At 43.7% G+C, this 22,947-nt stretch carries 24 protein-coding genes; 19 read left to right on the forward strand and 5 right to left on the reverse strand.

The window, feature by feature from the left end; all coding sequences use genetic code 11:
• The 13 genes from A3739_RS27105 to A3739_RS27165 all read left to right on the forward strand — a co-directional run.
• The coding region (locus tag A3739_RS27105; protein WP_156502893.1) for a transporter substrate-binding protein at window positions 1-195 on the forward strand (195 nt) is incomplete at its 5' end.
• A 104-nt stretch (window positions 196-299) separates the two neighbouring features.
• A complete protein-coding gene (urtB, locus tag A3739_RS27110; protein ID WP_068503471.1) occupies window positions 300-1,916 on the forward strand; it encodes an urea ABC transporter permease subunit UrtB in 1,617 nt (538 codons plus the stop codon).
• A gap of 1 nt (window position 1,917) precedes the next feature.
• Window positions 1,918-3,018 (forward strand): urea ABC transporter permease subunit UrtC, encoded by a 1,101-nt coding sequence (urtC, locus tag A3739_RS27115; RefSeq protein WP_068479106.1) that lies wholly within the window; start codon window positions 1,918-1,920, stop codon window positions 3,016-3,018.
• On the forward strand, window positions 3,015-3,851 hold the full coding sequence (urtD, locus tag A3739_RS27120) for an urea ABC transporter ATP-binding protein UrtD (protein WP_068479109.1): 837 nt from the start codon (window positions 3,015-3,017) through the stop codon (window positions 3,849-3,851). The genes urtC and urtD overlap by 4 nt, the downstream gene beginning before the upstream one ends.
• 2 nt (window positions 3,852-3,853) lie before the next feature.
• The gene (gene urtE, locus A3739_RS27125; protein ID WP_068479113.1) at window positions 3,854-4,549 is read left to right on the forward strand and encodes an urea ABC transporter ATP-binding subunit UrtE; all 696 of its coding nucleotides are present in this window, start codon (window positions 3,854-3,856) and stop codon (window positions 4,547-4,549) included.
• A gap of 34 nt (window positions 4,550-4,583) precedes the next feature.
• Window positions 4,584-5,471: an urease accessory protein UreD gene (locus A3739_RS27130; protein ID WP_068503474.1), complete on the forward strand. Its 888-nt coding sequence runs from the start codon at window positions 4,584-4,586 to the stop codon at window positions 5,469-5,471.
• A gap of 17 nt (window positions 5,472-5,488) precedes the next feature.
• Window positions 5,489-5,791, forward strand: a complete 303-nt coding sequence (gene ureA, locus A3739_RS27135; RefSeq protein WP_068479118.1) for an urease subunit gamma — start codon at window positions 5,489-5,491, stop codon at window positions 5,789-5,791.
• Between the two features lie 8 nt (window positions 5,792-5,799).
• Window positions 5,800-6,105, forward strand: a complete 306-nt coding sequence (locus A3739_RS27140) for an urease subunit beta (protein WP_068479121.1) — start codon at window positions 5,800-5,802, stop codon at window positions 6,103-6,105.
• Between the two features lie 11 nt (window positions 6,106-6,116).
• A complete protein-coding gene (gene ureC, locus A3739_RS27145) occupies window positions 6,117-7,823 on the forward strand; it encodes an urease subunit alpha (RefSeq protein ID WP_068503477.1) in 1,707 nt (568 codons plus the stop codon).
• Window positions 7,824-7,840: 17 nt separating this feature from the next.
• On the forward strand, window positions 7,841-8,293 hold the full coding sequence (ureE, locus tag A3739_RS27150; protein ID WP_068481813.1) for an urease accessory protein UreE: 453 nt from the start codon (window positions 7,841-7,843) through the stop codon (window positions 8,291-8,293).
• Window positions 8,294-8,308: 15 nt separating this feature from the next.
• Window positions 8,309-8,953 (forward strand): urease accessory protein UreF, encoded by a 645-nt coding sequence (locus tag A3739_RS27155; protein ID WP_068481816.1) that lies wholly within the window; start codon window positions 8,309-8,311, stop codon window positions 8,951-8,953.
• Window position 8,954: 1 nt separating this feature from the next.
• The gene (gene ureG, locus A3739_RS27160) at window positions 8,955-9,569 is read left to right on the forward strand and encodes an urease accessory protein UreG (RefSeq protein ID WP_068481442.1); all 615 of its coding nucleotides are present in this window, start codon (window positions 8,955-8,957) and stop codon (window positions 9,567-9,569) included.
• Between the two features lie 180 nt (window positions 9,570-9,749).
• A complete protein-coding gene (locus A3739_RS27165; RefSeq protein WP_068481819.1) occupies window positions 9,750-10,913 on the forward strand; it encodes a DUF6160 family protein in 1,164 nt (387 codons plus the stop codon).
• Window positions 10,914-10,926: 13 nt separating this feature from the next.
• Here A3739_RS27165 and A3739_RS27170 read toward each other — a convergent pair whose 3' ends face one another.
• Window positions 10,927-11,541 (reverse strand): riboflavin synthase, encoded by a 615-nt coding sequence (locus A3739_RS27170; RefSeq protein ID WP_068481822.1) that lies wholly within the window; start codon window positions 11,539-11,541, stop codon window positions 10,927-10,929.
• 84 nt (window positions 11,542-11,625) lie between these two features.
• Here A3739_RS27170 and A3739_RS27175 point away from each other — a divergent pair, with 84 nt between their 5' ends.
• The 6 genes from A3739_RS27175 (at window position 11,626) to A3739_RS27200 (ending at window position 16,643) form a co-directional block, all read left to right on the forward strand.
• Window positions 11,626-12,453, forward strand: a complete 828-nt coding sequence (locus A3739_RS27175; RefSeq protein WP_068503480.1) for a hypothetical protein — start codon at window positions 11,626-11,628, stop codon at window positions 12,451-12,453.
• A gap of 80 nt (window positions 12,454-12,533) precedes the next feature.
• A complete protein-coding gene (locus A3739_RS27180; RefSeq protein ID WP_068473877.1) occupies window positions 12,534-13,178 on the forward strand; it encodes a TetR/AcrR family transcriptional regulator in 645 nt (214 codons plus the stop codon).
• 56 nt (window positions 13,179-13,234) lie between these two features.
• Entirely contained in the window at window positions 13,235-13,717 is a 483-nt protein-coding gene (locus A3739_RS27185; protein WP_068481826.1) for a L,D-transpeptidase, read from the forward strand.
• Between the two features lie 7 nt (window positions 13,718-13,724).
• Entirely contained in the window at window positions 13,725-14,762 is a 1,038-nt protein-coding gene (gene nagZ, locus A3739_RS27190; RefSeq protein ID WP_068481829.1) for a beta-N-acetylhexosaminidase, read from the forward strand.
• 5 nt (window positions 14,763-14,767) lie between these two features.
• Window positions 14,768-15,904 (forward strand): mechanosensitive ion channel family protein, encoded by a 1,137-nt coding sequence (locus tag A3739_RS27195; RefSeq protein ID WP_068481833.1) that lies wholly within the window; start codon window positions 14,768-14,770, stop codon window positions 15,902-15,904.
• Window position 15,905: 1 nt separating this feature from the next.
• The gene (locus tag A3739_RS27200; protein ID WP_068481836.1) at window positions 15,906-16,643 is read left to right on the forward strand and encodes an S-methyl-5'-thioinosine phosphorylase; all 738 of its coding nucleotides are present in this window, start codon (window positions 15,906-15,908) and stop codon (window positions 16,641-16,643) included.
• 33 nt (window positions 16,644-16,676) lie between these two features.
• Here the strand turns inward: A3739_RS27200 and A3739_RS27205 are convergent, their stop codons facing one another.
• The 4 genes from A3739_RS27205 to A3739_RS27220 are packed head-to-tail and all read right to left on the reverse strand — an operon-like array spanning window position 16,677 to window position 22,227.
• Window positions 16,677-17,132 (reverse strand): YaiI/YqxD family protein, encoded by a 456-nt coding sequence (locus tag A3739_RS27205; protein ID WP_068503483.1) that lies wholly within the window; start codon window positions 17,130-17,132, stop codon window positions 16,677-16,679.
• A complete protein-coding gene (locus A3739_RS27210) occupies window positions 17,132-17,950 on the reverse strand; it encodes a CsiV family protein (RefSeq protein ID WP_156502894.1) in 819 nt (272 codons plus the stop codon). Before A3739_RS27210 ends, A3739_RS27205 begins: the two co-directional genes overlap by 1 nt.
• 9 nt (window positions 17,951-17,959) lie before the next feature.
• A complete protein-coding gene (gene mfd, locus A3739_RS27215; protein ID WP_082878643.1) occupies window positions 17,960-21,427 on the reverse strand; it encodes a transcription-repair coupling factor in 3,468 nt (1,155 codons plus the stop codon).
• A 44-nt stretch (window positions 21,428-21,471) separates the two neighbouring features.
• Entirely contained in the window at window positions 21,472-22,227 is a 756-nt protein-coding gene (locus tag A3739_RS27220) for a glutathione S-transferase N-terminal domain-containing protein (RefSeq protein WP_068503489.1), read from the reverse strand.
• Between the last annotated feature and the right edge of the window lie 720 nt (window positions 22,228-22,947).

The following is a 22,947-nucleotide window of genomic DNA, read 5'->3' on the forward strand; positions in this document are numbered from 1 at the left end:
AAGCCTGTTCTAATTGGTGAGATCCAAGACGACGGTCAGTTTGAGATTGTTTCTTCAACTAACGGTCTTGTTCAAGGTGATGCTTGGTCTGACTACCTGCCTGGTTCTAAAGACGTTATCTCTGACTGGAGAGCTCCACTAGCATGTGGTAACTACAACGTTAAGACTGGTAAGTGTTCTGGTCAAAACTTCTAAGATAGAAGTTTCTGTAAAGCAGTAATTGAGAGGGCTAATCATAGCCCTCTCTTTCCAACCATATAAAAACTATAACAATACAATTTCATCTCCAAGGAATTACCATGGCGAGCCTGAGAAATTGCTTAGGGCGGTCTTTTGTCGCCTTAATATTACTATTCATGTCCCACGCATTGAGTGCGAGTCAACAGTCTTATGATGATGGTGTTGAAGCATTAACGAGTGCAAAACTTAAAAAAGTGGCTGTTGGCGTCCAGCTATTAATCGATTCAAAACACGCCGACTCTCAATCTATTTTGTCAGCCTTATTGGACGGCAAGATATTTCGACATAAGAAAGAAAAAACCTTAGTTCAAGTAATCGATGAAACCGACGAAGGTAGAACGGTTGTCTTTTTGTCTGATCCGAGTCGTACTGAGTTAATAACGAAAAAAAGAGCGATTAAACGTGTACCTCTTAACAATAATCTTCGACGCGATATTAGAGGTTTTTTAGCCGCACAAAATATTCAAAATGAAGATTCTAGTGTTCGTAGTGCTGCTATTCAGTCTTTATTAAAAGGCGCTGATCAAAATTCACTTCGCGTAATGCAAGAGCAGCGAAAAGTCGAACAAGACAAAGATGTATTGTTTTTACTCGATACGGCGATCGCTCTAGATACGCTTGAAAAAGGTAACACGGAACAAAAACTTCAAGCCATTACAGTTCTTGAAGAAAGTTTAGAGCCAGATGTGCGCAACGCCTTGCAGGTGTATGCAGATAAAAACGAAGACCCAGTTTCGGCGGCCGCATCTAAAGCCTTAGACAAAATTGCCGAAAAAGCGGATTTCTACTCAGTTCTTGAGACCATCTTCTTCGGGTTAAGTCTAGGTTCTGTATTAGTTCTCGCGGCCATTGGATTAGCGATCACCTTCGGTGTGATGGGCTGTATCAACATGGCGCACGGTGAGTTGATCATGATTGGTGCGTATACAACGTATGTTATCCAGTTATTGATGCCAAACTCTATTGGTGCTTCGATCATTATGGCAATCCCCGCTGCATTCGTGGTCTCAGGCCTTGTTGGTATTGCCATTGAGCGCGGAGTTATCCAATTTTTGAAAGGAAGGCCATTGGAAACGCTTTTGGCGACGTTCGGTATAAGCTTGCTGCTTCAACAAGCGGTTCGTACTATTTTCTCTCCACTGAATCGTAGTGTTGAAACTCCTGAGTGGATGTCTGGGTCGATCGAATTCAATCCTATCTTTTCTATTACTTTAAATCGTCTTTATATCATTCTGTTCTGTTTGGCTGTGTTTGCCTTATTGTTTTTTATTTTAAAGAAAACCGTTTTGGGCCTTCAGGTACGAGCGGTATCGCAAAACCGAGATATGGCGCGCGCTATGGGTGTTAGGTCTGAGTGGGTGGATGCACTTACATTCGGATTAGGCTCTGGTGTTGCGGGAGTCGCGGGTGTTGCACTTAGTCAGCTGACTAATGTTGGCCCCAACCTCGGGCAGTCTTACATTATTGACTCGTTTATGGTCGTAGTATTCGGTGGGGTTGGTAATTTATGGGGAACGCTCGTCGCAGGAATGTCCTTAGGCGTTGCCAACAAGTTGCTTGAACCGATGTCTGGCGCGGTACTTGCGAAGATACTCGTGTTGATATTTATCATCCTGTTTATACAGAAAAAACCACGCGGTTTGTTCCCGCAAAAAGGACGAGCAGCGGAGGCTTAACATGATCAGTTCTATTCAAACAGATAATAATGTCGTCTTTGATAAAGCGACAAAAATCTTTCTTGGAGTGCTTGCAGCGCTGACCTTCTTGGTTGTTATCTGTAACACCATGTTTGAGGCAGGCAGCGCACTGCATATTCCAACGTATACCGTTACTTTGTTGGGCAAGTATTTAACGTTTGCTCTTTTGGCTGTCGCGGTCGATTTGATTTGGGGTTACTTGGGTATTCTTAGCCTTGGTCATGGTGCATTCTTCGCTTTAGGCGGATATGCGATGGGCATGTATCTAATGCGTCAAATCGGTGATCGTGGTGTATACGGAGATCCAGTATTGCCTGATTTTATGGTGTTCCTAAACTGGAGTGAGCTGCCTTGGTTCTGGCACGGCTTTGACCAATTTTGGTTCGCCGCGCTTATGGTGGTTGTTGCCCCTGGTGTCTTAGCGTTCGTATTTGGTTGGTTAGCGTTTCGTTCTCGTGTGACTGGTGTATACCTTTCAATCATCACGCAAGCTTTAACCTTTGCTTTGATGCTCGCTTTCTACAGAAACGAGATGGGCTTTGGTGGCAATAACGGATTGACAGACTTTAAAGACATTTTAGGGTTTGATCTTCAGTCTGATGTGACAAGGCTGACCTTGTTTGGCTTGTCTGCCCTCGCGCTTGCATGCGGTTATATTGCTTGTCGATTTATTGTGACCTCGAAGCTTGGTCGTCTGGCGATGGCGATTCGGGATGCGGAATCAAGAACGCGCTTTATTGGGTACAAAGTTGAAAACTTTAAGCTATGGATTTGGACTTTTTCAGCAGCATTAGCAGGTATTGCAGGCGCGTTGTATGTGCCACAAGTTGGCATTATCAATCCGAATGAATTCTCTCCTTTGAATTCAATCGAGTTGGTTGTATGGGTGGCATTAGGCGGTCGAGCGACACTCTACGGCGCTGTTGTAGGGGCGATATTTGTTAACTATGCCAAAACATACTTTACCGGCGTACTTCCCGAAGTTTGGTTGTTTGCCCTGGGTGGCTTGTTTGTCGTGACCACAATATTTTTACCAAAAGGTGTGGCTGGTCTAATGGCGCGTAAGGAGGCTGCAGCATGAGCGATATGTTTACAGGCTACATAGATGCCGTCCGCCATAAGGATCGTGTATTCGATTTTATCCAACCAATGGATAACCCGAAATTAAATGTGGATAAGGGTTGCATTCTATATCTCGAGGACGTGAGTGTTAGCTTTGATGGGTTTAAGGCTATTAACGACTTGAATCTATATATCAATGAGGGCGAGCTGCGCTGCATTATCGGTCCAAATGGTGCCGGTAAAACGACCATGATGGATATTATTACTGGTAAGACGCGCCCCGATACTGGCAGTGTTTATTTCGGGCAGAATATTAATCTACTCAACATGGATGAGCCTGAGATTGCAGAATCTGGGATCGGTAGGAAATTTCAAAAGCCTACAGTGTTTGAAGAGCTGAGTGTTTTTGAAAATCTAGAGCTAGCGATGGCAGGTAATAAGTCAGTTGTAGGGACTTTGCTAGCGAAGCTATCTGGTGAGCAACTAGATCTTATTGATGAGACCTTAACCTTGATTGGCTTGAAAGACGAGTCAATTAAACGGGCAGGATCATTGTCTCATGGCCAAAAGCAATGGCTTGAGATTGGGATGCTTATTATGCAAAAACCGAGATTATTGTTGGTTGATGAACCTGTAGCTGGAATGACTCACCAAGAGATGGATAGAACGGCAGAGCTTTTGATTTCATTAGAAGGAAAGCATTCCGTGGTTGTAGTAGAACACGATATGGATTTTGTGCGTTCAATCGCGAGAACCGTGACCGTATTGCATCAAGGTTCTGTGTTGGCCGAAGGGACCATGGATGAAGTTCAAAATAATCCTAAAGTTAAAGAAGTGTATCTCGGAGAGTAATGATGCTTAGTATTTCGAATTTGAACCAATTTTATGGTGAAAGTCATACTCTTTGGGATCTCGATATTGAAATAGAAGAGGGTAAGTGCACCTGTCTGATGGGGCGCAATGGTGTTGGGAAAACCACCTTGCTTAACTGCGTAATGGGGCTTATCCAGCCAGCATCTGGGAGCATAAAGCTAGGAGATAAAGATTTAACTAGTTTGAGTGCGGAGCAGCGTGCGCCAAGTGGAATTGGATATGTACCTCAAGGGCGTCAGATATTTCCTATGCTTACAGTCGAAGAGAACCTTCAAATTGGATTGCCAATCCGCAAGGATAAAAAGAAGCAAATTCCTGACTTTATTTATGAACTCTTCCCTGTACTGCACGACATGAAGCATCGACGAGGCGGAGATTTAAGTGGCGGCCAGCAACAACAGCTTGCTATTGGACGTGCGCTAGTGCTCGACCCAAAGCTACTGATTTTGGATGAGCCTACTGAAGGGATTCAACCGAATATTGTTCAGGAAATCGGCGATATCATTCGCAAACTAAATAAGGATATTGGGCTTACTGTACTTCTAGTGGAGCAAAAGCTTCCTTTTGTTCGTCGTACATCAGATAACTTCATAATCATGGATCGCGGCCGAAAAGTGGCTATGGGTGGTTTAGAAGAATTAAATGATGACTTGGTTAGGGAGTACTTAACGGTATAAACTACCTGCTCGCTTCGGTTTAAATTAAAGAAAGATGAATGCAGCAGTCCACAATCCTTTAGATGGCCTTTCAAGCTATGGTTCAGACCGTGCTTGGGAGGCTAATCTTCACTTATCTTATGCGTTAAAAAGTAACAGAACGATCGTCAGTGATATGCGTTTTAAAGGGCCTTTGCGCGTGCAGAGACCTTTTTATCCCGAGCAAGGACGATGTCACACCTACTTGCTTCACCCCCCGGGTGGGATGGTAAGTGGCGATAAAATCGATATTTCTGTTGATGTCAACGAAGGTGCGGAAAGTTTTATTACAACGCCTTCTGCCGGCAAACTTTATGGCGCAGACTCAGAAAACGTTGTTCAAACTCAAAATATAGAACTCAATGTTGCCGATAACGCGACCTTGGAGTTTCTTCCTCAAGAAAATATTTTATTCGATCGCGCAAACGGCAAGCTTTCGACGTCAATTAATCTTAGTAAATCTTCCAAATTTATTGCGTGGGATATGTTAAGTTTCGGGCGTCCTCATGGTGGGTACCATTTTAAGAGCGGCAGCTTAGACCAGCTTCTCCAAATTAAGATTGATGGCAAATTAGTTTTACATGAGGGATTTAAGACGGATGACGATCTAACAATACTATCTAGCCCAGTCGGCATGATGGGGCACCTTCATATGGGCAGTTTGTTTATCGTCGTACCGAAGAAAATAGAACATTATGTCGCTTGGACGGAGCAGGCGAGAGAGCTACTCGTTAATGATGAAACACTCCGCATGGCCGCAACGCAGCGTAACGGCGTACTGATGATTAGGGCGCTCAGCGATGATATTGAGATGCTTAGAAACGCATTTATAAAAGTATGGCAAGGGTTGCGTTTAGCAGTACTAGAACAAGAACCAGTTATGCCGAGAATATGGCTTACCTGACTTAACAAGGAATTACTATGGAACTCAGTCCGAGAGAAAAAGACAAATTGTTGATTTTTACCGCTGCACTCGTTGCCGAGCGTAGGCTCGCACGAGGCGTAAAGCTAAATTACCCTGAGGCGGTCGCACTTATTTCTGCTGCGATTATGGAAGGTGCCAGAGACGGTAAAACGGTCGCGGAGTTGATGAGCGAAGGGCGCCAGATTCTTTCTAGTAACGATGTGATGGATGGCATTGCTGACCTACTACATGAAGTACAGGTTGAAGCGACTTTTCCTGATGGAACGAAACTTGTTACTGTCCATAACCCGATTGTTTAGGAGCGAACATGAAGCTTGGTGAGTATTTTATTAAAGAAGGCGAGATCGAGCTTAATGCTGGTCGACCCGTTACTGCGATTAAGGTGGCCAATACGGGTGATAGACCTATTCAAGTTGGCTCTCACTATCATTTTGCAGAGACAAATTTGGCGCTTGAATTCGATCGTAACGAAGCTAAAGGGAAGCGCTTAGATATACCAGCTGGTACTGCAGTTAGATTTGAACCAGGTCAGTCGCGTACTGTTAACCTAGTGGAATTTGCCGGTAAAAAAGAGATATATGGCTTCCGTGGTGATGTGATGGGTAAGGTATAGGGAGATTTATAATGAGTAAAATTTCAAGAGAAGCCTATGCCAATATGTTTGGCCCCACGACTGGTGACCGAGTCCGCCTAGGCGATACCGAAATTATTATTGAAGTTGAGAAAGATTACACGGTATATGGCGATGAAGTTAAGTTTGGCGGCGGCAAGGTCATTCGTGATGGTATGGGGCAAAGTCAGGCTATATCTGATGAAGTCGCCAATACCGTTATTACTAACGCGCTCGTTCTTGATCATTGGGGTATAGTTAAAGCTGATGTGGCGATAAAAAATGGTCGTATTTGGGCAATTGGTAAAGCTGGCAATCCTGATACACAAGAAGGTATCACAATTAATGTCGGCCCAGGGACAGAAGTTATTGCTGGCGAAGGGCAGATTCTAACTGCTGGCGCTGTTGATGCACACATTCACTTCATTTGTCCTCAACAAGTCGAAGAAGCATTAATGTCTGGTACGACAACCATGCTCGGCGGAGGAACAGGGCCTGCTACGGGTACTAATGCAACTACTTGTACACCTGGTCCGTGGCATATTGAAAGCATGATGAAAGGTACTGACGACCTTCCAATGAACTTTGGGTTCTTAGGTAAGGGAAATGTCAGTCAGCCAGAACCTATTGCTGAACAGATCAAGGCTGGGGCATTTGGGCTTAAACTACACGAGGATTGGGGTACTACGCCGCAGTCTATCGATAACTGTTTGTCTGTTGCAGAAGAATATGACGTTCAGGTTGCTATCCATACGGACACTTTGAACGAATCCGGATTTGTCGAAGATACCATCGCTGCATTCAAAGGGCGTGGCATTCATACGTATCACACTGAGGGGGCGGGCGGTGGTCATGCTCCAGATATTATCAAGGCGTGTGGCTATGAAAACGTTTTGCCTTCGTCTACGAATCCAACAAGACCTTATACGATCAACACTATCGATGAACACTTAGATATGTTGATGGTGTGTCATCACTTAGATCCTAATATTCCAGAAGACGTTGCATTTGCTGATTCGCGTATTCGTAAAGAAACCATTGCCGCTGAGGATATTTTGCATGACCTAGGTGCGTTTTCTATGATCGCATCAGACTCTCAAGCGATGGGTCGTGTCGGTGAAGTGATTAGTCGAACTTGGCAAACTGCACATAAAATGAAAGTTCAGAGAGGTTTGCTTAAGGAAGATCAGGACCTAGGTTGCGATAACTTTCGAGCGAAACGATACATCACCAAATATACGATTAATCCAGCAATTACGCATGGTATTGCGCATGAGGTCGGTAGCATTGAAGTGGGTAAGCTTGCTGACTTGGTCTTGTGGAAGCCGGCGTTTTTCGCGACCAAGCCTAGCTTGATTCTGAAAGGTGGAGCGATTGCCGCAGCACCAATGGGTGACCCGAACGCTTCGATTCCAACGCCGCAGCCAGTGCATTATCGCCCAATGTTTGCCGCAATGGGGCGATCCGTTAATGCAACGAGCGTAACTTTTGTATCTCAGGCCGCATACGATGCGAACATAAAAGAAAAGTACGGTTTAGCGCGTCGCCTAGAGCCATGTAAATCGGTTCGTACAGTTAAAAAGCAAGATATGATTCATAACGCTGAAATGCCAGTCGTAGAAGTAGATCCACAGAATTATGAAGTGCGAGCGGATGGAGTTTTGCTGCATTGTGAGCCCTTAGCTGAATTACCTTTGGCTCAGCGCTTTTTCTTATTTTAGGTATTAAATAATTACAAATGTTAAAAGTAGATAAAAAGCACCATCATCACGGTGAACTTACTCGCGAGATCACGCATACAGTCGTACTTGATTACGATCAAAGATCTAAAGGACGATTAAAAGCGGTAACAACCGCTGGGCAGGATATCGGCCTATTTTTAGAGCGCGGCAAAGCCCTGAGAAATGGCGATATTCTCGAGACGAAAGATGGTGAACTCGTTCTTGTTCAATCTGCCAAAGAGAACTTGATCGAAGGATCATGTGACGATTGGTTGGTTTTCAGCAAATGCTGTTATCACTTGGGCAATCGACATGTGCCTATTCAAATCGATAAATTAAGCCTGCGTATGCGGCCTGATTACATATTAGAAGAAATGATGCAGCAGCTCGGGCTATCTACGAAGACTGTAGAAGCTGGGTTTGACCCTGAGTCAGGCGCCTACGCCGGTGGCCATCATCACCATCATTAAGAGAGTAATATTAAAATGATCGGCTTACTGTATTTGGCTAGCCCGACTCTCCCCATAGGGTCGTTTGCCTATTCTCAGGGGCTTGAGAAAGTCATTGAGACGGAGCGAGTGAGTGATCGTGAAAGCTTGCGCGCTTGGTGTTTTGATTATATTCGACTCGGTCTTTGTCAGCTCGATATTCCTTTGCTAAGTAAGTTATATCACGCTTTGGAAAACGAAGATCAGAGCGAATTTGAAGATTTGAATGAGCTCGTTTTCGCTAGTCGTGAAACAAGTGAACTGTATAGCGAGGAGCTTAATCTTGGGCAAAGTCTTCGGCGTTTGATCCGCACTCAAGACGCTATTACGAGTTTGCCTGTAGCAATGCCTTCGAAACCAAGTTTCCTAGCTGCGTACGCGTATGCTGCAAAAGGTTTAGGTTTGTCCATTGATGAGCTTAAGGTGGCCTTTCTCTGGAGTTGGTTAGAAAACCAGGCCGCAGTTGCTTGTAAGGCTATCCCTCTTGGCCAGACTGACGCGCAGTCTATATTACTTGAGTCTCGAGAGCTTATCGAAAGATCTATTTCTGCGGGTGAGGGCGAAGTATATGGCTCCTTGCCTGGGCAAGTTATTTTTAGTGCGCTGCACGAAACCCAATATTCAAGATTATTTAGGAGTTAACATGACCACACAGTGTTTGCGTGTTGGAATCGGAGGGCCTGTTGGCTCAGGCAAAACGGCCTTATTAAAAAACCTTTGTTCAGAGTTACGTCATCGTTACAACATGGCAGTCGTAACAAACGACATCTATACGAAAGAAGACGCTCAGTTTTTATTACGTCATGAAGCGCTAGACGAAGATAGGATTATGGGCGTTGAGACTGGTGGTTGTCCGCATACCGCAATCCGCGAAGACGCTTCAATGAATCTTGCTGCGATCGATGAATTACAAGATAAGCATGAAGGCTTGGAACTTGTTTTCGTTGAAAGCGGTGGCGATAACCTGAGTGCGACATTCAGTCCAGAGTTATCCGATCTAACTATTTATGTAATCGACGTTTGTGCTGGGGATAAAATTCCACGTAAAGGTGGTCCGGGCATTACGAAATCTGATTTATTGATTATCAATAAAATCGATGTCGCAGAGCAGGTAAATGCTTCACTAGAGGTAATGGACCGCGATGCCAAAGCTCAACGCGGAGATAAACCTTTTATTTTTACAAACATGAATGCCAAGCATGGGCTAGATGAAATCATCAGCTTTATTCAGGATAAAGGAATGCTGCGTCCAGCCTAAATTGATATAGGTCAATTTTGAAACTATTTATCCCATTTCAAACTGAGACTTGCATCACGCATGGTCTCAGTTTGCGTTTTATAGCGTAGAAAAAATACACTTTTTAATGTTAAAGTTTGTAACACGCTTGCTCGATATGAGCTATCTAATAAAAACAACCTAACAGCAGAGTAGTCCGTCATGTCGATCAGCACGACATTCCGAAAATTGCTAGTTCCTTTTACCTGTGCGCTAACGAGTGCTCTTCCGCTATTTTCTTTCGCTGAACTCAGAGCACTTGAAAATGAGGAAATGCAAGATATTCGTGGTCAGGCGGGCTTGACCATTGATATCGAAACTAAGTACACAATCGCGGAATTCGAATATGTAGACGCCGGTAGCATCTTCATGAGGGACTTAGCTTTTGAAGGTATCGACGGAGGCTTGGTCGATAATATCAGGGCTACAGTTGATATCTCGGGGCCAAATGAACGACTAGCTATGGGCTTTTCGGAATATGCTCAGTGGGCAGAGCTAGGTTTTTTGGACCCAAATGAAGACGATGTTGCTTGGGCTATCAATGAATATAAAGATTCGGTGACTGGTGAAATAGGTAAAAATCTAGACGATGGCGACCTATTAATCCATGTGAGCGCGACTGACTATGGCTTGATTGACTTTTCGAGCACTACACTTGCGAATACCCCTGCTGACTATGCAGACAATTTAGACAAAATGAAGAACGCCATTGACCTTAAGGTGACTCAAGGTGAATTTGGTATTCGTTCATCGGATGGTGACGTTGAGACTGTATTGACTCGTAATCTCACTATAGAAGCATATCTTGGGTATGTTGATATTTTGATCACGAATAACGGCAATGGTTTTTCACAAACTGACGAAGAAGGCGAACCTGACGGAGTCAGATTAGGTGATTCTCATATTTACATCGATACCAAATTTAGAGTTGAAGATTTAGACGTAGATAGCACCAACAATGTTCAAAACCCTGCCGTCCCTCAACAAGCCAAAAATCCTTATTTAACTATTCGCGATATGCGAATTCATAACGAACGTGGTGCCGACACGTTAGGCTACTTTGGTTATGCAAGTGTTGAGAAAAAGATTGGCGCTGTGATGGATATTATTCCTGAATACGATAAATTGACTCAGTATGCTAGCAGTGGAAGTCTGACGAATATTCAGGATATTGGTGTCGACGGCGTATCCATTTACGACATTAACGTTCGCTGGGACTGGGATATTCCTCACATACAGTTTGGGAGAACTGAGCAAAGTATTGGAGAAGTGTACTTTACTGACTTTGTAATCGAAGGTACAAACCTTACAATTTCTGCGCATTAGAAAAAGGGATCAATTATTGACCCCTTTTCAAGTATCTCTCTACCGTATCGACTATTGCTTGAGTTTGAGGGTCGATCTCTAAGTTTACTATGTCCCCTTCGGACATCGTTCCAAAGGTCGTCATATTAAGCGTTTCAGGTATCAAATAGACGCTAAACTGATCCGTTACTCCTGATCCAATAGTTAAACTACATCCATTAAGGCCAACGAAACCTTTTGGCAAAACGTATTTTTGTAGCTTATCTGAGATGCTAAATACTAGCTCGCAATTGGTTTCCGTTTCTATGCGCTTAACAAGAGTGACTGTGTCTGAGATGTGGCCAGACATCACGTGCCCGCCGATCTCCTTTCCAAAGGTGGCAGCGCGTTCATAGTTAACGCTATCTGATATGTTAAGCATATTAAGATTTGTAACGGACAATGTTTCGATCATCACATCAAACTTTGCAATTGAGCTTGTTATAGAGTATTCGGTTACTGTTAGGCATACGCCGTTAAGAGCAATACTTGCTCCTTGTTGAAGCCCTTTTAGTGCGTCAGTGGGAAACTCAACCTTAAAGCGTTTCAAACCTTCAAAGTTTTCTATATCTATAATCTTGGCTTTGCCTTGTACGATTCCTGTAAACATCAGTCCTCTCAAATCGCGTTAATTTGCTAAAGTTTTTGTCGGTTACGCCGATAACATTGGCAAATTTACAGAAGGATTTATCGCTTGTCTAAAGTTAATCATGGAGAGGGTCGTGCAAGTACTCGAGATGATGTTTCTTCGTTGGCTAGCAACCCTGATAGAAAAAAAGATATTCCTGATAAAGCGCATGGTCAAAACCCACCACTAGGCGAAACTAAGAGCCGCAGTGGAGATGCTTCTGCAAGTTATAGTTCGCATGATCCGAATACGAATAGACCTAAAACATTACTAAGCTCTCCTGTAGACGAAGCAACTCAACACGATATAGCGATGCAACAAAGGCTATTGGCAAGTTGCGAAAGAGTAAATCTGTTGAGCATACCTTCCTTAACGCTTGATGATTACCCGAACAATTGGGAGTTTGATCAAGCTAAGAAAATGCGTGATATTTTTTTGATGGGTGGGAGCGTTTCGCTCGGTGCCTTTATCGTCGCGTTGACAGGCATCGTTCACCCAGTAATTGCTGGGATCTCTTTCGGCGTTTTTGTGCTGTGTTGTGTATTGGCATTCACTAGTCTTCAAAGCATTGTGACTGGCAGAGCGACACTTTATGAGCTGGCGGCGAAACGAAACCTCTTGGTGTCCCAGGCAAGATCACATGTTCAATTTCTTGAGGGTGTGGGTGGCTTAGCCTGGCGTTGCTCAGCACTCGGTCGTTACAATCAACATCTATATAACAATCAATTTAACGTTCTAATCCAATATTCAAAAGCTAATCAGCTTCATCGTGTGTTGAGCAGCCCACGCCATTTTCGCCTCTATGCGCAGTTCGTCGTTGAAGCACAGCGCGCTTATAAAAAACTGCAAACGATTTATTTGAGCGAGGGCGGGGAAATTAATTTGTCACCTTAGACAAATTAACAAGGCAATTCTTGACAGCTTGCGTGGTCAAACGTATGTTTGAAACAGTTGTTTAGAATAGATTATCTTAAATGCCTCAATTAGAAACCGTTGACAAAATCTTAGATGCTGCTGAACTCCTTTTCGCCGAAAAAGGTTTCTCTGAAACGTCCTTAAGAATGATTACTAGCAAGGCTAACGTCAACTTAGCGGCTGTAAACTATCACTTTGGCTCAAAGAACGCGTTGATTCAGGCTGTTTTTTCTCGCTTTCTTGGTCCTCTCAGTAAGATTATGGAAGATACCTCAAAAGAACATGGCTGGGGGAAGGATAATATTCCTAGCCTAGAGGATATCTTAAAACTGTACATGCATAGCCTGCTAAAGATTCCTAGCAGTCACGAAAATGGTGTTGCGGTATTTATGCGCTTAATGGGCTTGGCATATACTCAATCGCAAGGGCACCTGCGTCTTTACTTAGAGCAAGAGTACGCTAAGACATTTAGACTCTTTCTAGAACTTGTCCGTTTGAGTACGCCAGAGCTAAGCACTAAAGAGCGTTTTTGGCGTACACAATTCACTTTGGGCTCGATCGCATTTACGATGTCGAGCATTCAGCCATTAACTGAAATTCTAGAAAATAGTAAAGACGCGAAGGCTAATCCTGAGGAAATCGTTGATCTAATTGTTCCATATATGTTGGCGGGGATAACCGCTCCAGCAATGGACGTTAATTAACTCGATTAGATCTTGTTGTATTGCTAATCTTTTTTCGGCTTTAAGAGGTTAGCTAAATGATTCAACGCATTCTCATATTTCTATCCAAGCAAGAACTTCATAGTTTTGACTTACACGGAAACCGCACAGTTTATCCAGTCTCTACTGCGAAGAATGGCAGCGGTCAACTTGAAGGTTCTTTTTGTACCCCGCTCGGATATCACATTGTTAAGCACAAAATCGGTCACCAGCTTTCCCGCGATACGGTGTTTAAGGCGCGAACCCCACAAATAAAGTCATTTACTGAAGCTCGATATCTAGCTGAACCTAATGAAGACTGGATATTGTCACGCATACTATGGTTGAGCGGCTGCGAGCCAGGCTTCAACCGTCTAGGAGAGGTTGATAGCAAGAATCGTTATATTTATATCCACGGTACTCCTGATCAAGAGCCAATTGATCAGCCGTTGTCACATGGGTGCATTCGGATGCGTTGTGATGATGTAATTACATTGTTTGATCAGACTCCAATTTATACACAAGTACAGATACAGAATTAATACGACTATGAATCAGACCCCACTCGGCCCAGTGATGTTAGACATCGAAGGCTTGCAACTCTCCGATCGCGAAACTCAGTTGATACAAAATACGCAAGTAGGCGGATTAATTCTATTTACACGTAACTTTGATTCTAAGTCGCAGCTTGTCACGCTCGTTAACGAAATCCGTGACGCGCGCCCGAATATCTTAATTGCTGTGGATCATGAAGGTGGACGAGTACAGCGATTTCGTGATGGGTTTACGCATATACCGCCAATGGCGAGACTAGGTGAACTTTATTCTGTTGAACCAGAACGTGGACTTTCATATGCTCGTGAACTTGGCTGGTTAATGGCAAGCGAATTAATAGACATAGATATTGATATAAGTTTTGCGCCAGTACTAGATATCGACGATGGCATCTCGGCAGTCATAGGTGATCGTTCTTTTTCGTCAGATCCTCATGTTTTGTCTGTTCTTGCCAAAGCATTTATGGAGGGGATGCACGATGCAGGTATGGCTACGACGGGTAAACATTTTCCTGGGCATGGAGCGGTCGCTGCTGACTCCCATGTTGCAATACCAATCGATGAGCGTTCGAAAGATGATGTTTTTGCGCGTGACTTAAAAGTCTTTGCTGATCTAGCGCAGGACGGAATGGATGCAGTTATGCCTGCGCACGTAATTTATCCGTCAGTCTCCCCCGAACCAGCTGGTTTCTCAAAAACATGGATACAGCAAATTTTGAGACAGGAGCTACACTTTGATGGTGTTGTCTTTAGCGATGATCTTACGATGGAAGGCGCTAGTGTTGCAGGCTCATTTTTAGATCGTGCTAAGGCAGCTCTTCAGGCAGGGTGCGATATGATCTTAGTGTGTAATAACTCAGAAGCGGCTGAGCAGATTGTGTTAGAAGCTGATTTGTCAGATTACTCTGATGTTTCACGCACGCGTATTAATAAGATGCGTAAGCGTATTGTTGAAAATCGATCCACTCTAATAGGGTCTGTGCGTTGGCAGAATGCTCAAGAAATCGTCAAGAATATAAATAATAAGGTGTAAGCTAAATGGATTTTCTGGAGTCTAGTAATCAGTTTCTAGCCGACCTTGGATATACGAATTCCGGTGTGCGTAGTGTCATTGAAATTTTCGCTGTTGTCGTACTCACAGCATTAGCAAGTTATATTTCAAAACGGATATTCAAACGAGTCGAAATCCAGTTCACCAAGACGGAGAATTTATGGGACGATGCATTACTACACGCAGCAAGACGTCCTGTGTCCCTTGGTATCTGGATCGTCGGCCTTTCCATGGCGGCATATACTGCCGATCAATACTCAAACGTAGTTGTTTTCGATTTTGTTGAGCCAATTCAGCGTATCGGGGTTATCTTCTGTCTAACTTGGTTCGTAGTAGGGTTTATTGCGCAAACAGAAACCTTGCTTATCGATCCAGATAGAGTTGAGGAGCCTATCGATGAAACTACTGTGCACGCATTGGGTAAACTTCTTCGGGCTTCGATTATTATCACTGCAGTTCTCGTTGTTTTACAGACATTAGGTTTCAGTATTAGTGGTGTATTAGCCTTTGGTGGTATTGGCGGCATTGCTGTTGGTTTTGCGGCGAAAGACTTGCTAGCGAACTTCTTCGGCGGGCTGATGATCTATTTGGACAGACCGTTCAAAGTTGGCGAATGGATTCGCTCTCCTGATCAAGAAATTGAAGGTACCGTAGAGAAAATCGGTTGGCGTTTAACGACAATTCGAACCTTTGATAAGCGACCGCTATACGTACCAAACCAGGCATTCGCAAATATTTCAGTACAAAACCCATCACGTATGAGTCACCGTCGAATCTATGAAAAAATTGGCGTCCGTTATGACGACTCTGATCAGCTCGAGAACATTGTTGCTAAGGTTAAGGCGATGCTTAAGAAGCATCCTGATATCGATACTAAGCAAACATTAATTGTAAATTTTGACTCGTTTGGCGCGTCATCTCTCGACTTCTTTATCTATACGTTTACGAAGACGACTGACTGGATTGAGTATCATTCAGTGAAGCAAGATGTTCTTGTTCAAGTTATAAACATTATTGAAGGTGAGGGCGCCGAGTTCGCATTCCCTACATCGACAGTCCACCTTCCAGAACTTACTTCAAGCGGTTTGCAGTTGATGCCGTCTCAGCGTACAAACGAAGGTTAATATGCACGCAATTATTGGTGGAACCGGCTTAAACCAACTTGGTAACTTTGAGCTAAAAGAAGACTGCAATCTTGATACTCCATACGGTGCGCCGAGTGGAATATTTCAAAAAGGAACCCTCGCAGGAAAAGATATTGTTTTTTTAGCTCGTCACGGGCAACCACATAACATTCCTCCACATAAGATTAACTATCGTGCAAACATGCATGCTTTAATGCAGCTAGGCGTTAAAGATGTTATAGCCATCAACGCGGTTGGCGGGATACATAGTCATATGCCACCCAAGGCGCTGGCAGTGCCAGATCAAATTATTGATTACACATGGGGAAGGGAACATACGATATATGATGGTAGTGACGGTAAACTTGGTCATATCGACTTTACTGAACCTTACACACAGTCGATCAGAAAGGGTTTAATCACCGCTGCTCGCGATCAGAACATCGATATCTTACCTTGCGGGGTGTATGCCGCTACTAACGGCCCTCGTCTCGAAAGTGCAGCAGAGGTGATGCGAATCAAGCAAGATGGTGGTGACATGATCGGCATGACTGGTATGCCTGAAGCGTCGCTCGCGATTGAGCTTGAATTAAATTACGCCTGCCTTGCTGTGAGTGTAAATTGGGCTGCTGGGTTACATGGCTTAGAAGCCATAACGATGGAAGAAATCAGGGAGGCTTTAGAGTCAGGTATAAAATCTGTTGAGGCTATTTTAAGTCAGTACCTATCTACAACCTAATGCCTGTTTAATCGACTGTAGATGGCCGCTCCCTTACTTTGGGATCTTCGCTAGCCATCTATCTAAGACATTAGCGAAATCCTGTATTTCTCGAGGACATAGCGCTTTTGGACCTCCCGTTTGAACTCCGCTTGAACGCATCATCTCTAGAAAATCTCTCATATTTAAGCGCTGCTTAATATTTTCCTTGGTCAGGCTTTGTCCCCGAGTATTAATGACTTTTGCGCCCTTAGTAAGCACCGCGTCAGCCAATGGAATATCTTGAGTAATCACCAAATCATTAGGTTCAGATTGTTCTTCAATCAGATCGTCTGCCACGTCAAATCCAGTCGAAACTGTGACGCTTTTAACCTGCGGATAACCTGAGGGAATCGGGATATGATGATTTGCTACGAATGTAATCTCAATGCCGGTTCGCTTCGACGCACGAAGTAGAATTTCTTTTATTGCCTTTGGGCAGGCGTCGGCATCAACCCATATCATCGCCATTATGGATATTCCGGAAGCTTCAATTTTGAAATAGTGACGATCAGGCCTAAGTAGGGGTGATCTAAATAGTGAATCTCATTGTTTTTGATTCGCCTACTTTGATTGAAGTTAAAAGACTTAATAACAATTTCACCGTTATCTTCTTGCACGCCGCCACTAACTAGATCTTCATCTGAGATGAATAGCAATTGAAAAAATGAAGCCTTCGGGAAAGGATCTTGAAGGTAGTCGATTAATGAGTAGTAAGAGACTGGCCGCTTAAACATGTAATCTAGATCGATCTCGGCGTGCATATATCGCGATCGACGGATAGTAAGTTCGCCGTAAAATTCTTCAAATCCGAACATCTGTTTTGCATCGTTATTTCCAGACGAATCTGTTGTTTCTTCCAAGTCGATATTAGAGCCCGTCAAAATAATAGGAAGTGTTCTAGTGTCGTTATCGATCTCTTGTTGCCATGCGCCTCTAGCTAAAATATCAATGCCTTTCTCATCAAACTGGCGTGGAATATCAATAAGGCGTTGATCTTCTTTCTGAGGCTGTAGTAGTTGAGTTGCGGTTAGCGAAGAATCAAGATACTCGTACAAGAAATTATTAGAGCTGCTAGGTTCAATTGGCGTTCGCACTTTCTCAAAAACCAAAACCTCAAGATCAGGGTTTTGTTGCTTGAATAATACAAACTCAATTTGATATCTATCGATAGGTTTTTCGATAGCGTCGTGGTCTAGGGGAGCTTCTTCAGCGAACATGGGGCTGCTGAGGATAAAGGTCGTAGCGCATAACAGTGCTTTGAATGGTAACCCAATACGTAAACTCAAAATATATCCTTAGCGATTATGCGCCGGTTGCGCCAATGTCTTAAGCAGCGATTTGATTTCTTCAATCTTCTGGTCGGCTGTAGTTGCTTTAAGCTCAAATCGTAACTTACTCGCGCCTTCGAGGCGATATATATGCGGAGATTTTTGAACGAGCTGAACCAATGTTAATGGGTCAATGTCGGTTGTTTTGCCAAACTCTAACGACCCACTAGTTGCACCCGCATCGACCTTCACAATGCCAAGCTTCTCTGCTTGGAGTTTCAATTCTGTCTGACGTAATAAGTTTTTGCTCGGTTCGGGTAACAAACCAAAGCGATCGATCATTTCGATTTGCAAGTCTTTCAATTCGTCATTGTTTTTACAGCTAGAGATGCGTTTGTAGAGCACAAGTCGTGAATGCACGTCAGGCAAGTAATCATCTGGTATCAATGCAGGTATTCGAAGATTTACCTCTGTACCATGCATCGCTTCTTCTATATTAAGCTCTTTGCCATCTTGAAGTGATTGAACAGCCTGCTCTAGAAGCTCCATGTACAGAGAGAAGCCAACACTTTGAATTTGCCCGCTTTGCTCTTCGCCCAGCAATTCACCTGCGCCTCTTATCTCTAAGTCGTGCGTTGCTAGCATAAAGCCAGAGCCCAATTCTTGAGCTGCTGTAATCGCTTCTAAACGTTTTTCAGCATCGCGAGTCAGTCGTTTTTCTGCTGGCGTCAATAAATATGCATAAGCCTGATGATGAGATCGACCTACGCGCCCGCGCAATTGATGAAGTTGAGCTAGGCCAAACTTATCTGAGCGGTCGATGATTATGGTGTTTGCATTTGGAATATCGATGCCCGTTTCAATGATTGTTGAGGAAACGAGAACATTGAAGCGTTGGTGGTAGAAGTCTGACATTGCTTGCTCAAGCTCGCGCTCACGCATTTGCCCATGTGCGAAACCAACACGAGATTCAGGTATGAGTTTTTGCAAGAACTCGACTTCTTTTTCGATATTCTTGACATCATTGAATAAGTAATAGACTTGGCCGCCGCGCAGTATTTCACGCAGTACAGATTCACGTATCAAAGCATCTTGCTTTTGCCTTACGAAGGTCTTAACTGATAAACGTTTGGCTGGTGGTGTTGCGATAATCGATAAATCACGCACACCACCCATCGCCATATTCAATGTTCGCGGAATTGGGGTTGCCGTTAATGTGAGTATATCTACTTCGGCACGTAGAGCTTTGAGTTTCTCTTTTTGTTGCACCCCGAACCTGTGCTCTTCATCGATGATTAGTAAGCCCAAGTTCTTAAATTTAATGTTTCCTTGAATCAGCTTATGCGTGCCGACGAGGATATCGACTTCACCAGATTCAACACGCTCCAAAACTTTGCCTTGTTCTTTTGCAGTTTTAAAACGAGAAATCAGCTCTACATTTACTGCCGTATCTGCAAACCGATCTAGAAAACTTTGATAATGCTGTTGTGCGAGCAGAGTAGTAGGGACTAAAACAGCGACCTGCTTGCTAGAGTAACTCGCGATGAATGCAGCACGCATTGCGACCTCGGTTTTGCCAAAGCCGACATCCCCACAGACCAATCGATCCATAGGCTGATCTTTAGTCATATCCTGAACTACAGCGTTGATTGCAACTGCTTGGTCCGGAGTTTCTTCAAAAGGAAAGCCTGCGCAAAAGGCGCGATAGGCTTGTTTCGGGTGACTGTATTTGAAGCCTTTTTTTGCTGCGCGCTTTGCGTAGACTTCGAGTAACTCAGCTGCAGTGTCGCGTATTTTCTCTAGAGCTTTTTGCTTAGTCGTGCTCCAGCGATCTGTTCCAAGTTTGTGTAATGGTGCGAGTGACTCATCTGTACCACTATACCTAGAAATTAAATTTAATGACGCAATTGGTACGTAAAGCTTTGAGCCACTATCGTATTCGAGCGTAAGAAACTCATCTGTCATTCCGTCAACAGTGATTGTTTCGAGGCCCTTGTAACGCCCAACGCCGTGATCAATATGAACTACTGGCGCACCTAAGCGTAGCTCTGTAAGACTTTTCACAAAGTTATCTTGGGACTCTGCTGAGGTGCGCCGCTTATAGGTTTGGCGAACGAGTTGACCGAAAAGCTCGGTTTCCGTTACAACTGCCATCGAATCGTCACCAAGAATAAACCCTGACTCAATTGGACCTACGACGAGAGATAGGCCGCTAGAATCCGAATCACAGGTATCTTGCCATGTTTGCGAATGATCAAATTCAATTTGATGATCTTTAAACAAATCTTGTAATGACTCTCTGCGACCGGCGCTTTCCGAAATAACGATTAATTTCCCCGGAAAGTCTTTCTGAAATTCTTTTATTCGAAAAGCAGGAATGTCCAAACGATCATCAATCGTCAGATCAGGAAGATCTTTCGCGTTAGCAACAAACCCATGATCTGAACGGGTGTTGTTTGTATCGAGCTCAATACGTTGAAGCTTGTTGATTTCACTAAAACATTCATCCGCAGCAAGAAACAGCGTATGAGGCGCTAGGATAGGTTGCTGAACATCGTGGCGCCTATCTTCATAGCGTTCGTTAATCTCGGCCCACACAGCTTTTAAAGTATCGTCAAAGCCTGCGTTAAAGATTAGCTGTGTGCTATAAGGTAAATACTCAAATAGCGAAGCCATCGATTCAAAAAACAAAGGTGCATAGTACTCAATGCCGTGCGGTTTAATGCCTTCTTTGATGTCGCGTAGTATTGGCGCGCTGAAGCTTTTCTCATCGAACTGGTCTAGCCAACGATTACGAAATGCAAGCCTAGAAGCTCTGTCCCACGGAAATTCGTGCGCAGGCAGTAGTTCGATACTCTTTAGCTTTTCTTTGGATCTTTGCGTTTCTGGATCGAAACTTCGAAGGCTTTCAATTTCGTCGTCAAATAACTCTATACGAATTGGAAATTCGCTACCCATTGGGTAGACATCAAATATTGAACCACGAACTGCATACTCACCGTGCTCATAGACGGTATCGACATGGCGGTAGCCAACCTGCTCGAGCGAGCGTCGGTAATCATCGGGATTAAACCGACCATCTATTTGCAAAGACAGCGAATTAGCGGCAATGAAGTCAACGGGCGGCAAGCGCTGAAGCAGGGTCTGAACAGGCACTACCAATACGCCATTTTGCATACTGCGCAACGCCGCTAAGGTCGATAGACGCTGAGAAATAATGTCTTCGTGGGGAGAAAAATTGTCATAGGGTAAGGTCTCCCAGTCTGGAAGAATAAATGCCTTACCGCTTTCACTTTCGTCGCCTAAAAATTCCAAGGCCTTCACCAAGGCGTTTGCTTCTTGCATATCATTGGTAATGACTAAGGTCAGGCTTTTTTGCTTGTTTTGAATGATTTCGCTAATCAGATAGGGCTTGGCGTTTTGGTAGCAAGCGATACGATTAGCTTGTGACGTTGAGTCACTAAAAAGATCTGAGTTGACCAGAATGTTTTTCATTGATGCCTTGGAGCAATTAAAAAGTTAGAGCAATAAAAATAGAGTTACTTCGCGTATTGCTGATTTAAATAATCGACAATCTTTGCAGATTCAAAAAGGTTTGTATCTGTATTGGGGTCGACAAGAAATGGGACCTGAACGTTGCCCCATTTTTCTAAAAATGCCTCACGTTTTGATTCTGGAACAGGGCGGTATTCACCGCGATGAAAACGAAATTTAGCAGGGCCCATATCCTCTTTTTGCTGCTTACCAAGATTAATCAATTGATAAGGCAATTCTAGTTCGCACAGTCTTTCTCTGACTATGCGAGAAAATGGGCTCGATTCGAAACTATAAAGTGTTAACGGCTGTTGTGTGGACTTCGAGGGCTTAGCTTTAATTCCAGCATTTAGCCGTATTAAAGAAGAAAGCTTTGATCGACGCATTTGTTGAGGTGTGATTTGTGTGCGTGATGGTGCGTCTACACCTTTATATTGCTTAAAAAGGTACTGAATAATATCGGATGCACCTTTTCTACTTTCTTCGACATTTGTGTCGTACAGAACAGGTACTTGATCAGTGCCTGAATCTCGACGAAGCCGTTTGATGTTTTCTCCACCGATTGGACAGGGCATGATGGTGACATCAAGATTGAGCGCGGTAAGCGTTTCTCGAACAAGACGGCATTCCGGATCGCCTTCACGATCAAACAGGATAATCGGTTTTTCGGGCTGATAATGCTCTTTCGTACTAGATGTTCCTCGCCAAGAGCGAGCAATAGATGCAAATGTGGAGTTCAGAACATTAATCGTATGAAGCATGCATACACCCTTTTAATATTAAGCGGTTTTTTCTATAAACCGCAGCATTATAAGGCTTAAGATGCTTTAGTCGACCCCAGCGTACTCAATTGATTTAAACACTTGTTCTGCATAGTTTTGAACGTTAATCCTTGGGGCGTTCACTTCATAACGTCGTGATAATTCAACGTTGACCAAAATATTTGGCAAGCCACGATGCGGGCAGACCAAACCATATACATCAACGAGAGCAGGGCCTGCATTATTGCGACCACGCCAATCTTCTAATTGTTCTGCATAGGTGATACATTTATTACCGTATTCTTCAGCAGCCCAAGAATCTCGACCGTGAACAATCAGCCCTTCAACCGCGTCGTCATTCACATTTTCACGATAGGCTGAGAGATGCGCTTGCGCTGATTCAAACATTCCGAAAGCTGGCCCTCTATTCACCGCAACCTTCAACGAGTAACTGTCGTCATAGTTGAGTTGACTTAATTTGATTCGGTTTCCTGTACCGTAATCGACAGCAAACCAAGACTTTTCTGTGGGTACAACGACTGAAACCGCGGGGCCATATACCCGTTCACCAGGGCGAATATTGGTTCGATCAAAACTTGTTGCGCAGCCACTAATGATTAGCGTTAACGCTAGTAGCTTGATTATCGTATAGACGTTCGACATATCGGAATTTATTAGTATCGTTATTGTCAGCTTATNTANTATGTCTCCTGTTTGATC

The organism is Oleiphilus sp. HI0067 (assembly GCF_001635735.1).

Coding starts and splice junctions, on each gene's coding strand:
- urtB (WP_068503471.1), top strand. CDS start 300: ATGGCGAGCCTGAGAAATTGCTTAGGGCGGTCTTTTGTCGCCTTAATA.
- urtC (WP_068479106.1), top strand. CDS start 1,918: ATGATCAGTTCTATTCAAACAGATAATAATGTCGTCTTTGATAAAGCG.
- urtD (WP_068479109.1), top strand. CDS start 3,015: ATGAGCGATATGTTTACAGGCTACATAGATGCCGTCCGCCATAAGGAT.
- urtE (WP_068479113.1), top strand. CDS start 3,854: ATGCTTAGTATTTCGAATTTGAACCAATTTTATGGTGAAAGTCATACT.
- A3739_RS27130 (WP_068503474.1), top strand. CDS start 4,584: ATGAATGCAGCAGTCCACAATCCTTTAGATGGCCTTTCAAGCTATGGT.
- ureA (WP_068479118.1), top strand. CDS start 5,489: ATGGAACTCAGTCCGAGAGAAAAAGACAAATTGTTGATTTTTACCGCT.
- A3739_RS27140 (WP_068479121.1), top strand. CDS start 5,800: ATGAAGCTTGGTGAGTATTTTATTAAAGAAGGCGAGATCGAGCTTAAT.
- ureC (WP_068503477.1), top strand. CDS start 6,117: ATGAGTAAAATTTCAAGAGAAGCCTATGCCAATATGTTTGGCCCCACG.
- ureE (WP_068481813.1), top strand. CDS start 7,841: ATGTTAAAAGTAGATAAAAAGCACCATCATCACGGTGAACTTACTCGC.
- A3739_RS27155 (WP_068481816.1), top strand. CDS start 8,309: ATGATCGGCTTACTGTATTTGGCTAGCCCGACTCTCCCCATAGGGTCG.
- ureG (WP_068481442.1), top strand. CDS start 8,955: ATGACCACACAGTGTTTGCGTGTTGGAATCGGAGGGCCTGTTGGCTCA.
- A3739_RS27165 (WP_068481819.1), top strand. CDS start 9,750: ATGTCGATCAGCACGACATTCCGAAAATTGCTAGTTCCTTTTACCTGT.
- A3739_RS27170 (WP_068481822.1), bottom strand. CDS start 11,541: ATGTTTACAGGAATCGTACAAGGCAAAGCCAAGATTATAGATATAGAA.
- A3739_RS27180 (WP_068473877.1), top strand. CDS start 12,534: ATGCCTCAATTAGAAACCGTTGACAAAATCTTAGATGCTGCTGAACTC.
- A3739_RS27185 (WP_068481826.1), top strand. CDS start 13,235: ATGATTCAACGCATTCTCATATTTCTATCCAAGCAAGAACTTCATAGT.
- nagZ (WP_068481829.1), top strand. CDS start 13,725: ATGAATCAGACCCCACTCGGCCCAGTGATGTTAGACATCGAAGGCTTG.
- A3739_RS27195 (WP_068481833.1), top strand. CDS start 14,768: ATGGATTTTCTGGAGTCTAGTAATCAGTTTCTAGCCGACCTTGGATAT.
- A3739_RS27200 (WP_068481836.1), top strand. CDS start 15,906: ATGCACGCAATTATTGGTGGAACCGGCTTAAACCAACTTGGTAACTTT.
- A3739_RS27205 (WP_068503483.1), bottom strand. CDS start 17,132: ATGGCGATGATATGGGTTGATGCCGACGCCTGCCCAAAGGCAATAAAA.
- mfd (WP_082878643.1), bottom strand. CDS start 21,427: ATGAAAAACATTCTGGTCAACTCAGATCTTTTTAGTGACTCAACGTCA.
- A3739_RS27220 (WP_068503489.1), bottom strand. CDS start 22,227: ATGCTTCATACGATTAATGTTCTGAACTCCACATTTGCATCTATTGCT.